Here is an 11,701-nt window from a genome sequence, read left to right as displayed (position 1 = left end):
AACGAACACAAAACTTTAATTTACTGGATAATCAGGAGATAGAAAATAGTTTGAGAAATAATAACTTTAAAGAAATAGTTATACATAATAAAGGTGCTTTCTGCTGTATAGAAGCAAAAAAGTAGTGAGAATAAGGGGGGAATAATTACATTTGCTTATTAAGCTACCATGAAAATAAACTCCTCCAACCTCGAAAAAAAACAATACCAAAGAGAACCCGTCTCATGTGTTTAAAAAAATTGAGAGTGCTGCAATTCATTGCTATGGATTGGTTGACTGGATCAAGGTCAGTATCAGTATTGACACTTCCTAACCATTTTCATTCTCTGTGGTGAATCGCTGATTTTTTGCGATCATGGGTGGCTAACGGGTAGCTTTAACGAAAGAAGGAGTTATAAGTTTGGTAACTCATTCGGTTCCTATGCTAAAGACCAGTTTAATTAATTATTGATATATTAAATGTAAGTTTGGATGAAAAACAGTAAATAACCAAAGGAGGAAAACAAAATGGAAGAAGCCGATTTAATAGAGTTAAAACATTTTTCCAATGAACACTTGGATCTGTTAAGTTCTTTTCAACTACCAGAAGAACAAGGAAAGTTTACTTCATTACCAATAAATTATATTGAAGTAACAGAGGGACAGCATCCTATTGTTATTCTTAATGACAACGAACCTGTTGGCTTCTTTTTATTACATTCAACTGACCGAGTGAACGAGTATTCAAATAATCAGAAGGCTATGCTGTTAACCTCATTATCAATAAACCACTTGAAGCAAGGAAAAGGTTATGCAAAACAAGCTATGAATATACTCAAGATGTTTGTTTTAGATGAATTTCCTAACTGTAATGAAATCGTTTTAGCTGTTAATCACAAAAATATTGCTGCTCAGAAATTATATGAAAAAGTTGGTTTTCAAGATACAGGCAAGAGAAAAGTTGGGCCAATTGGTGAACAGTTCATAATGAATTTATTACTGTAAGATACATAAATTTTATTCAACTAAAGGGCAGCGATTCTTCAATAAGATGATCGCTTTTTTTATTCAAGTAACAAAGCAGGATACTCTAAGCAGGTTTTAGAAATAAAGGGGAATGGATTTGAAAATGGTATTGGGGGTATTTAAAAATGAAGCAAAATGTAGGTACTGAAGAAGCAATTAAGAGATGGGATGCTTTTGCAGATTCATATTCAAAAAATCATACTGAACAAGGAGACCTTCATAAAGAGGTATTCTTAAACCCAACTCTATTTTCACTTATAGGGAATATAAAAAATAAAAAAGTTTTAGATGCAGGATGTGGTGAAGGGTACTTAAGCAGGATGTTTTACAAGTCTGGTGCCACTGTTACAGCGGTTGATTATTCTCTAAGAATGATAGAAATTGCGAAAGAAAGAACTCCAAATGATTTGTTAATTGATTATAAACAAGTTAACTGTGAGGACTTAAATACTTTTGAAGATAAAAGTTTTGATTTAATTGTGTCCAATATGGTTATTCAAGATCTTTCTAATTATGAAAAAGCATTTCAAGAAATGTATCGGTTATTAGTAGAAGGAGGCAATTTTATTTTTTCAATATTGCATCCTTGCTTTGTTACTCCAGAATGTGGTTGGGAGAGAACGGATAGCGGTGAAAAGTTGCACTGGAACGTAGATAAATATTTTTATGAAGGTGTGTATGAACAAGGTTTAGGTGATAAAGAAAAAATGTTGTTCTTCCATAGAACATTAACGAGTTATATAAATACTCTTATCAAAACTGGTTTTTATTTAGAGAGCATTGTTGAACCTATGCCATCAAAAGAAATGCTAAATAAATATCCTTCATTTGAAGAAGATTTTAGATGTGCTGACTTTATAGTGTTCAAATTAAAAAAATAACTGCATTATGAAATACATTTTTGTTCAATTAACGGAGTGGGAGTCTTCTATCGAAGGATCGCTTTTTCCTTATTCAAGTAACGGTGCAGGATAGTTTAACAATAATTCAGTTGATTGATAAAAATAGAGGAGGTAAATGTTGAAGAAAAAAACTAAAAAGAAATGGTTATACTTTTTAATTGGAACGGCTTTGTTAATTTTCTTTTTTTATTTTCAAAACAATTCAATTGTAACAAGTGAGTATATTATTAGCTCAGATAAGCTTCCACAAAAATTTAATGAATATAAAATTGTTCAACTCTCTGATTTACACAGTAAGTCTTTTGGGAATGATCAAAGCGTCTTAGTTAAAAAGGTGAAAAAGTTAAAACCAGATTTGATTGTATTTACAGGTGACTTAATAGATTCAGACAGATATGATGAGAAGCCTAGTCTAATTTTGATGGAAAGATTGGTTCAAATTGCACCAGTTTATTATGTGACAGGTAATCACGAATGGTGGTCTGGGAAATTCAATACATTAGAGGATAAATTAAAAAGCATCGGTGTACAGGTGATTAGAAATACAGTTGAGGAAATTACCATTGGTACTGACAAAATTCAAATTGCAGGAATTGATGACCCAGCCAATGTAGAAAGAGCCAAAACGGAAGAAAATTTCACGAATGCAATAGAGGAAATAGAAGGAGAAGATAATTTTCAAATTCTATTATCACATAGACCCGAAATGCTTTCTTTTTATAGTGAAGATGGATTTGATGTTGTTTTTTCAGGCCACGCTCACGGTGGACAATTTAGAATTCCTTTCGTGGGTGGTTTAATTGCTCCTGACCAAGGATTATTTCCAAAGTATACATCTGGGAAATACAAATCAGGTAACACTACAATGGTTGTAAATAGAGGACTTGGAAACAGTATTATTCCGATAAGGGTTTTTAATCGCCCAGAAATTGTCGTAGTTACATTGAGTTCTGTTAAATAGTTTGTGAGTTATTACACTTAAAGAACGGGTGCAAGAGTTGAAGATCAGAGCTGTCACATGGGCAGCTTTTTCTTGTTGGTGGTTGATTCTCAACAATCGGTACAGATTGGTTAAGGAAATAGTTTAGTATTAATAGTAGGGAACAGTACCATAAGTAATTAGTTTTATTATAATAACTAGTAACAGCACCCTTCCTACTCGTTAGGGTAGGTGCTGTTGCTTATTTGTTTGATTAGATAAAGGGAGTAGTTAGTTGGCTCTCTGTTTTCTCTAGTTGATAAATAAGTGATATCATCATAATATAAGGAGGGCTATGAGAATGGATACGATAATTTTTGATGTCGATGATACACTATATGATCAAGCACAATCTTTTCATAAAACGGTGAGGAAGCTTTTTCAAGAGCCATTTTCAGACGAAGAAATCGATCAATTATATAGAGCTAGTCGTAAGTATAGTGAGATTTTATTTGATCAAAGTGAAGCGGGTGTAATATCCCTATTTGAATGGCAAACCGGGCGAATTATGGCTGCCTGTGAGGATTTCAACATCCCTATAGATACGGAAAAAGCGACTATTTTTCATGAAACGTATGTTACCGAACAAAAAAACATTACCTTGTTTCCGGAAGTCGAAGAACTACTTAATGTACTTTACAAAGAAGGGAAACAGCTTGGGATTCTTACAAATGGTGAAGAAAAACATCAAGCAATGAAAATTAAACAGCTCGGCCTTAGTCGGTGGATTCCGGCAGAGATGACGTTTATTTCTGGTACGATTGGTCATGCAAAACCGAAAAGAGAATTATTTGATTTTATTGAGCAGAAACTGGACCTTGATCAAACCAAAACCGTGTATATCGGGGATAATTTTGAAAAAGATATTATCGGAGCAAAACAAGCAGGCTGGCAAGCGATCTGGATGAACCATCGTAAGAAAGATTTACCGACTAATGCTACCTATAAACCAGATAAAGAAGTACATAGTGCCAAGGAGTTATTAGAATTATTTGTGAAAAAGGCTTAGGTCGTTATGGAGGAATCAGCGAGTGTCATCCTGGTTCCTATTTAGGTTTCATTGAAAACTTCTTATTTGTTTAATGAATAGCATTAAGTGGGTTTTTAAATAAATCGAAAGCATTAGTTTTACAAGAACTGTCATCTAAAAAAAGCTCTTTGTCACGCAGTACAACGAAACTACTATTGATGGTGAAAATACAAGATTTCATATTAGCCACTTTCCAAGTATAGGACAAATAACGTCCCAAATGATCAATATATTGAGATTACTGGTAACAATATGGATGGAGTTATTGTGACCGTTCAAGATATGTATAGTATCAAAAAAGGAATGTTGAAATGAAACCGAACCAAAGTATGACAGCCCTGAAAAGTCCGTCACAGAGCCTTTATTTTAATGTGCATTCCATTAAATAAAGCTCCTTGTCAAGTTCCCTTTATGTTAAAATTTAGATAGTTCTAAAAACAAGGGGTGGATGGTGTGAAATTTGAAAATCAAGTGGCGCTTATTACCGGGGGAACTTCTGGAATTGGACTAGGAGTAGCAGAACGATTACTTCATGAGGGGGGAAAAGTTGTCATTGTAGGTCGTAATAGGGAACGCGGAAACTCAGCCCTAGAAAAACTGAAACAGATTAGTCCACAGGTTCTTTTTCTATCAGTTGATGTAAGCAAAGGAATAGAAGTAGAACAGATGGTAAAAGAAACAGTGAACACATTTGGAAGAATCGACTTTGCATTTAATAATGCGGGAAATGCGGAAGGTACGCCTGCATTGACACATGAATTCAGTGAAGAAGACTTCGATCATATGATGGGGTCTACTATCAAAGGAGTTTGGTTGTGTATGAAGTATGAGCTGCAAGCTATGATTGAAAATGGTGGTGGTTCAATCGTTAATACATCATCCCTGGATGCCTTAATTTGTTCGGCATACACGACAGCCTATGCAGCTGGGAAAAGTGGAATTCTGGCATTAACCCGCGGAGTCGCCCAAGAATATGGAAATAAAGGAATTCGAGTTAATGCCATTACACCTGGTGCAATTAGGACTCCGATGATTGAACGGAAATTTGAAAACTTGACTGAAGAGCAATCAGATTGGTTAGAAGAAAAGTACAACAGCCTGAATGCCCTAGGAAGAATGGGGACCTCTTCCGAAGCGGCAGATGTGGTAACCTGGTTATTTTCTAAAGAATCTTCCTTTGTAACAGGTCAAAATATCATTGTTGATGGTGGAGTTTCCATCGTGACAAAGTAAAGCTGTTGGGACTTAGAACCTAGGATGGTCACTAAGTGAAGTAAATAATAAGCTAATCCTTTCTCTTTAAAGTTACTCGCATATGAAAAAGTATTTAGTAGGTTTATTTGCTTTATTTTTAATTTTTAGCTTAGTTGCTTGTTCATCTGAAAGTTCGAATACCTCAAAAGCAGAGGATAAGATTGAGGAAATGAGTTCTGAAGACAAAGCGAAAGCAGAGGCAGAAGCTTAAAGGAAAGGCTGAAGCAGAAGCTAAAGCAAAGGCCGAAGCTGGAGCAGCTGCAGCCTCAAGTGAAGGATCAGAGGACTTTGCCAATTGTACTGAACTAAGAAAGAAATACCCAAATGGCGTAGCTTCTGATCTTCCAGCCTATAACCCTAAAATGGATAGAGATAAAGATAATTTTGCTTGTAAAAGACAGTGTATTTTCACTTATAGGCCTTTCTAAGGTATTGAATTATGAATAATCCTTTCTCAAATAATGAGATGGGATTATTTTTTTATTTCCTTAACATTTCTTAAACTGAATGATTAATTGATTTCCGAATGTAGATTCGAGTCGTAAGTGCCAGAAAAGCAGAAGGAATAAATCAGGTTTTGAAATTTAATAATAGTTGATAGAAATAATCTTTGAATGTACTATTAACAATATGTTAACAGTGTTAATCTATGTTATCATTCCGAGATTTTTAGAATGAACAGTATGAAACTATTATAGGAGAGTCATGAAATGAAAAAGAAAATGAACTATTTATTCTTACTTTTAACCATCATCTTTATGTTTGGTTGTACCAACGTAGAAGATGCATCCATTACAGATGTAGCAACAGATCCACAAGAAGTAACTACAATTAATACAAATAATAGTGAAAAAGAAGAAGTTATCACTACGGTTGTTGATGAACCAGTAGTAGAGGAAACACCAAGCCAACCAAATAATGAATTGTTCTCAGGATACAAACTTATTGAAGTTGATGGTGGTGATTTGTCTGGATATCGTGAACCTAACGTCGTAGTTGACATTGGTTATGGGGACCGTGAATATTGGGCATTCACTAATGAATACGGGCAACTAGTCCGTGTCGTTGCTGACGAAATCATTCTACAGGATGACAGTAACGAACCTGTATTATCGTCTGGCAGATACTATTCTGATGAGGCAAAGGTTCCTGGTGTCGAAAGTGACGTTTTAGATGAAGGACATATCATTGCTGATTCTCTCGGAGGGGTATCGAATGCTTATAATATTACCCCACAAGATAGTACGCTCAACCGACATGGTGATCAAGCTTATATGGAAGACGCTATCCGTAGGGCAGGTGGAGCTACTAATTTTGAAGCAATTATCACATATCCGAATACGAAAACGCAAATTCCTTCAAGTTATCAGTATACCTATACTTTAATGGGCAACGTTATTGTTGATACATTTGACAATGTGAACCCTGATGAAGTAAACGCATCACTCGGTTTAACAGGTGATTCTTCCAAGTCAACTAGTTCAAACGCAAATTCAACTAGCCCAAACACAAACGGTGATATTTCTAGTGTTGATACAAACGGTAATGGACAAGTGACGATTAAAGAAGCAAAAGCAGCGGGTTTTAGGATGCCAATAACGAGTGATCATTGGTTATACCCATATATGGACGATCGTGATGGGGACGGTATGGTAGGTGAGTAAGCCCCTAGAACTTTGAGGCAAAATAAATGAACGAAAGAACATTTTCCTCGTTGGACGATTTATAACAATTTGCGAAGGTGCCTGTACAGGAAAACCTGAAGTTAATGGTCTTATCATCTAAATTTGTATGGTGAAAATATAATTATTTTTCACTAACAAGAGCTATAGTTTAAGATCAAAACAAAAATAGAGAGGAAAAAGCTCAGTTCAAATTTGAACTGAGCTTCTATATTTACTATGAAAAATCCACTCCAAATATGAAACCATCTTATAGAGTTCTGATAACATAGATTATCTGAACTAAGATTTAAGAGAAAGATTTTCTTCAGCAATTCTAGATTGAGTAACACTGTTATTACGTAGTAGACACATACTGTGCAGTAAATATTTTCGTTGATAAAAGAGAATGTAATTTAAAGTAATGAGGTTTCATTGTCGCTTTTAAATGAACAATTAAACCGAGCGTTTGAGCTATTTGATAAAGGATTATTGAATGAGGCAGAAGCGTTAAATAATGGTTGTCTTGAAAAAATTAATGACACCAACTCAAATGAATATGTACAAGTTTTACATGGATTAGGGTATGTGAAAGCAGCGCTAAATAATTATGAAGAGGCTCGAAGTTACTATAAAGAATTAATCAACGCTTTAAATAATGGTGAAAAGATGGATAATTGTATAGCTGTACATCAATTAGGAATGATCGAGCGAATGCCTAGCTGTTTTGATGAAGCACAAATGGTTTCATTTAGAGGCAAAGTTACTTCATGAATTTGATTTGAATCTCCTTTAACTTTGTCTGCAAATTGTTATGAACTAGGTTATGTGGCTTTGTTGACGGGCAATCTTGTATTAGCGGAACAGCTTATGAATCAATCATTGCATTTTGCATTAGAAGTGGAAGATGATATTTACATTGGCTGTGCTTATCGCGGATTTGGTAAGAATCCCACTAGAATTGTAAAAACTGCTCTAGTGGGATTCTTATTTGATTTAACTTCTAATAATTAAAACTATAATTTATGAATTACATAATATTAATAAACTTCAATAGTACGTGTCTGTTTTTCAAAATCTTAAGAACTTGCGTGATTTAGAGCCTCTAATTACTCTTGTATTAGATTTTCTTAAAAGATACCCACTGCGTTTTCTGAATATCGAATACAAAGAAAGGTAATATAATGGTTTAAAATAAGTTAATGAATATAAGAATTTCCTCTGAAACGATTTGTTTCGAGCATATTATCATCTAGTATATGCTAGAGAATTAAAATGGAAGTAAAAGCATTTTTAATGTAGTACAATTAATTTAAGGTAATAGAATTTTTTGGAGGTACGCTATGAATGATGTTGTGAATACTCAAAAAGAAAAATATAAAGCTTGGGTTACAGAAAATTTAGGTGAAAAAACAGGTATGTGGTACACGCCATATCTTGAAAAACTTGGACACCTGTTAGAAAAGTTTGGATTAGCTAGCGGCTATAAGGAAAATTTTTTTGATTATCAATCATATTCGGAATATGAAAATATCTATCAACAAATCACGGAACAAAGTGATGAGGATATAGAGAGATTAGTAACTGGTAAAAGTACACCCCGGTATCCAGAAAAGTTTGGTACGACAAGAATTCAATTTAGAAAAAAATATGCGGAAGATGAATTTAATCGCGGCGTAAGAAGTAAGCCTGATAATATAGGTGGGATACCTGACTGGGGCGTTTTAATGCGATCATATTTAATATTTTTATATTATGATGAAAATCCTACTTTAACTTATCCTAAAAAAGAGAAGAAAATTGCGAATCAAGAAGATGAAATTGATAACAGCATTAATTATTGGGTAATTTCACCAGGTGAATATTCGAGATTATGGGATCAGTTCCACGCAGAAAAGATGATTGCACTTGGTTGGGACTATTTAGGGGATTTAAAAAACTATGATTCAAAGGAAGCTGTTGAACGAAAAATAGCTGAGCAAAGAGCGGATGGAGTGCGCCCTGTCAATGATACAAAGGCTGTGTGGGATTTCTATCGTGAAATTCAAACAGGCGACATTGTATATGTGAAAGAAGGAATTAAGAAAATTCTCGCACGCGGAGTTGTTACGGGAGATTACTACTTCGATGATGAAGTATCAGAGTATAAACATAGAAGAAAAGTAGATTGGCTTCAAGTTGGAAAGTGGGAACTACATCAGTCTTTTGCTCAAAAAACGTTAACATGTCTAAATCCTTATCCAAATTTTATTCAAGAAATTGATCAAGTAATGAATGAAGATTTTATTGATCCAAAAATTGCTGAAGTAAATGAATTTCGAAATTGGTTATCCAATCAAGTTACTGATACAGGAGATAGCTTGAATGATAAAACAGTTACGCAAAAAGTAAGTGCGTTAAAGGATATAGAGCACCATTTTGATGCTTCAATTTTTGGTGAAACAGATATTGAGCAACTAAAACGGTTGAAAGATGTCGTTGTATCAGATGAATCCTACAAAAAATATAAAGGCGTATCGGGAAGTTCAATTGACTACTACATTCGTTTTATTGAATCTAAGCCTACTGTACAAGAAAATGAATCCTTTACAATGGATGAATTTCTTTCGGATGTTTTTATCGAGAAGAAGGAGCTTGTACGTCTAATTTCTTTACTTGAAAATAAGAAGAATCTTATTTTGAAAGGTGCACCGGGAGTAGGTAAAACGTTTATTGCCAAACGTTTAGCGTATGTAATGATGGAAGAAAAAGATGAAACGCGTATCCATATGGTTCAGTTCCACCAAAGCTATAGTTATGAGGACTTCATTGAAGGGTTCCGTCCAAAAGCTGAAGGAGATGGGTTTGAGCTGAAACAAGGTCCGTTTGTGAAGTTTGCTAGAAAAGCAGCACGAGATCCAGAACGAGACTACTTCTTTATTATTGATGAAATTAATCGTGGGAATATGAGTAAAATATTTGGGGAATTAATGATGCTTATCGAAGCGGATAAGCGAGGCGAGCAAATTAATCTCCTTTATTCTAATGATAAGTTTTCTGTGCCATCGAATTTATACATAATTGGAATGATGAATACGGCAGATAGAAGTTTAGCTTTATTAGACTACGCACTTAGAAGAAGATTTTCGTTTTTTGAAATTAAACCGGCGTTCCGAAATGAGACATTTAAGTCGTATGTAAACGAATTAAATAATCCAGAAGCTTTAAATCGTATCATTGATGAAATTAATAGCTTAAATAATCAAATTGTTGAAGAGCTAGGGACAGGCTTTCAAATTGGGCATAGCTACTTTGTAGGTCATGCTTATAAAGTAGATACTGTAAATCGTGTAGAGGAAGTAATCGAATATGAAATTATTCCACAGCTATTCGAGTATTGGTTTGATGATGAACAGAAGGCAAACGATTGGGCTGAACGACTAAGAGGTTGTTACTATGGAGAGAAATAATAATATTCCCATTCGTAATATATACTACATGCTTTCCTATGCATATCAAACGTTAAATCTTTCCGAGTATAAACAAATCGGAACAGAAAAATTTGAGAACGTCAAAGAGCTTTATGCAGAAATTTTATCGATTGGTATACCTGTTTTGATTCGCGGAGGATTAAGTAAAGATTATATAATTGTTGAAGAGACTTCCAATGTTATTAAGGGGAAAATTGATATCAATTCTACGATAAAGAAAAATACATTGGTAAATAAGAAAGTTGCAGTGGTTTATGATGGTTTCTCTGAAAATATATTGTTGAATCAAATTATTAAAGCGACTCTCGTTTACTTATCGTGCTCAAATAAAATAAGTCGAAAAATGCGTAGATTGTTTTACAGTCTGCTGCCCTATTTTATAGAGGTATCAGATGTAGAGCTAGATTTGAATCTATGGAAAAACGTTAGATATAACCGCCAAAACATTCGTTATCAATTTATTGTAGACGTGTGTCGATATCTTTATGAGCAGTTATTATTTGATGAAAGCTCTATATCTCAAATGATGAAAGAGGTTCAAGACGAACAAAGATTATCATCTTTATATGAAAAGTTCATCTATGCATTTTTCAAACGTGAAACGAAATATAATGTATTCCATCCTCAAATTCAGTGGAGTGTTGATGATGAATTCACAGATGCATTACCAATTATGCAAACAGACCTTGTACTTCAAAAAGATAAAAAAACATTGATTGTGGATGCGAAATTTTATTCTGAGAATATGGTAGCAAGGTTTGAAGGTGGAGCTGCAAAACAAAAATCCGGTAACCTTTATCAAATATTTACATATATAAATAATTGGAAAAAAGAGCCGGATGAAACGGTTGCAGGTATGTTACTTTATGCGAAAACAAACGCATTAAATCAACCTAACCATATTTATCACATTAAAGGTAATCAAATTTTTGTTGTATCTCTTAATTTACAACAAGATTTCAGTGGCATAAAGGAAAGCTTATTAGCATATGCCAATCAATTTTTTGCATAGTTTTATAAATTCGCTTTATCTATATACGAAATACAACTTGAATCATCATTCGGGGGATTTTTTCTATTGTTACTTGTTCAAATTTGATACAAATAAATCGTATCGTTGATTAAATGCTATTAAAATAATTGTAACAAACCCTGTATACGCAGGGGACATTCGATACAAGGTATGAAGAGTTTGGAACGAAAAAAGACTTAATAATATCAATCCTAATCCATATATTATTAAAGGTCAGCATGAACCGACCATTTCAGAAGAAGTTTGGCAAATTGCCAAGGTATACAAAGAGCGTTCTGGTAAACCTAATTGTGTCCATGATGGTTAGTTTCCTTAAAAAAAGACCATCTCAATGATGAACTATAACCCATAATATGGACAGTTTAAT

11 protein-coding genes and 1 pseudogene are annotated in these 11,701 nt (G+C 34.0%); all 12 read left to right on the top strand.

Annotated features, from left to right (window positions below; all coding sequences use genetic code 11):
* Positions 1-507 precede the first annotated feature (507 nt).
* The 12 genes and pseudogenes from V7097_RS24900 to V7097_RS24845 all read left to right on the top strand — a co-directional run bounded on the left by V7097_RS24900 (position 508) and on the right by V7097_RS24845 (position 11,313).
* Positions 508-984 (top strand): GNAT family N-acetyltransferase, encoded by a 477-nt coding sequence (locus V7097_RS24900; protein ID WP_335706332.1) that lies wholly within the window; start codon positions 508-510, stop codon positions 982-984.
* Positions 985-1,130: 146 nt separating this feature from the next.
* Positions 1,131-1,886, top strand: coding sequence for a class I SAM-dependent methyltransferase (locus V7097_RS24895; RefSeq protein ID WP_335706331.1), 756 nt, complete (start codon positions 1,131-1,133; stop codon positions 1,884-1,886).
* Positions 1,887-2,025: 139 nt separating this feature from the next.
* The gene (locus V7097_RS24890) at positions 2,026-2,868 is read left to right on the top strand and encodes a metallophosphoesterase (RefSeq protein WP_335706330.1); all 843 of its coding nucleotides are present in this window, start codon (positions 2,026-2,028) and stop codon (positions 2,866-2,868) included.
* Between the two features lie 319 nt (positions 2,869-3,187).
* On the top strand, positions 3,188-3,895 hold the full coding sequence (locus V7097_RS24885; protein ID WP_335706329.1) for an HAD family hydrolase: 708 nt from the start codon (positions 3,188-3,190) through the stop codon (positions 3,893-3,895).
* Between the two features lie 474 nt (positions 3,896-4,369).
* A complete protein-coding gene (locus V7097_RS24880; protein WP_335706328.1) occupies positions 4,370-5,149 on the top strand; it encodes an SDR family NAD(P)-dependent oxidoreductase in 780 nt (259 codons plus the stop codon).
* A gap of 82 nt (positions 5,150-5,231) precedes the next feature.
* The gene (locus V7097_RS24875) at positions 5,232-5,381 is read left to right on the top strand and encodes a hypothetical protein (RefSeq protein ID WP_335706327.1); all 150 of its coding nucleotides are present in this window, start codon (positions 5,232-5,234) and stop codon (positions 5,379-5,381) included.
* Positions 5,382-5,442: 61 nt separating this feature from the next.
* A pseudogene (locus V7097_RS24870) lies at positions 5,443-5,598 on the top strand (excalibur calcium-binding domain-containing protein); the annotation flags it as partial.
* A 282-nt stretch (positions 5,599-5,880) separates the two neighbouring features.
* The gene (locus tag V7097_RS24865) at positions 5,881-6,834 is read left to right on the top strand and encodes a DNA/RNA non-specific endonuclease (protein ID WP_335706326.1); all 954 of its coding nucleotides are present in this window, start codon (positions 5,881-5,883) and stop codon (positions 6,832-6,834) included.
* A gap of 432 nt (positions 6,835-7,266) precedes the next feature.
* Positions 7,267-7,605 (top strand): tetratricopeptide repeat protein, encoded by a 339-nt coding sequence (locus tag V7097_RS24860; protein WP_335706325.1) that lies wholly within the window; start codon positions 7,267-7,269, stop codon positions 7,603-7,605.
* Positions 7,606-7,665: 60 nt separating this feature from the next.
* Complete coding sequence (locus tag V7097_RS24855; RefSeq protein WP_335706324.1) at positions 7,666-7,845, top strand: hypothetical protein; 180 nt, start codon at positions 7,666-7,668, stop codon at positions 7,843-7,845.
* Positions 7,846-8,174: 329 nt separating this feature from the next.
* Positions 8,175-10,280 carry an AAA family ATPase gene (locus V7097_RS24850; RefSeq protein ID WP_335706323.1) on the top strand — a complete coding sequence of 702 codons (2,106 nt, stop codon included), beginning with the start codon at positions 8,175-8,177 and terminating at the stop codon, positions 10,278-10,280.
* Positions 10,267-11,313: a 5-methylcytosine restriction system specificity protein McrC gene (locus tag V7097_RS24845; protein WP_335706322.1), complete on the top strand. Its 1,047-nt coding sequence runs from the start codon at positions 10,267-10,269 to the stop codon at positions 11,311-11,313. Before V7097_RS24850 ends, V7097_RS24845 begins: the two co-directional genes overlap by 14 nt.
* Positions 11,314-11,701 lie beyond the last annotated feature (388 nt).

It is taken from the genome of Bacillus sp. JJ1562, assembly GCF_036962705.1.
In the GTDB taxonomy this organism is placed as follows: Bacteria; Bacillota; Bacilli; order Bacillales; family Bacillaceae_L; genus Ferdinandcohnia.
Note: the sequence above shows the minus strand (reverse complement) of the source record. Positions and strands in the feature narration are given on the sequence as shown.

Bases quoted from the DNA above. Each gene is read 5' to 3' on its own strand.
- V7097_RS24900 (WP_335706332.1), top strand. From the start codon at position 508: ATGGAAGAAGCCGATTTAATAGAGTTAAAACATTTTTCCAATGAACAC.
- V7097_RS24895 (WP_335706331.1), top strand. From the start codon at position 1,131: ATGAAGCAAAATGTAGGTACTGAAGAAGCAATTAAGAGATGGGATGCT.
- V7097_RS24885 (WP_335706329.1), top strand. From the start codon at position 3,188: ATGGATACGATAATTTTTGATGTCGATGATACACTATATGATCAAGCA.
- V7097_RS24875 (WP_335706327.1), top strand. From the start codon at position 5,232: ATGAAAAAGTATTTAGTAGGTTTATTTGCTTTATTTTTAATTTTTAGC.
- V7097_RS24865 (WP_335706326.1), top strand. From the start codon at position 5,881: ATGAAAAAGAAAATGAACTATTTATTCTTACTTTTAACCATCATCTTT.
- V7097_RS24850 (WP_335706323.1), top strand. From the start codon at position 8,175: ATGAATGATGTTGTGAATACTCAAAAAGAAAAATATAAAGCTTGGGTT.
- V7097_RS24845 (WP_335706322.1), top strand. From the start codon at position 10,267: ATGGAGAGAAATAATAATATTCCCATTCGTAATATATACTACATGCTT.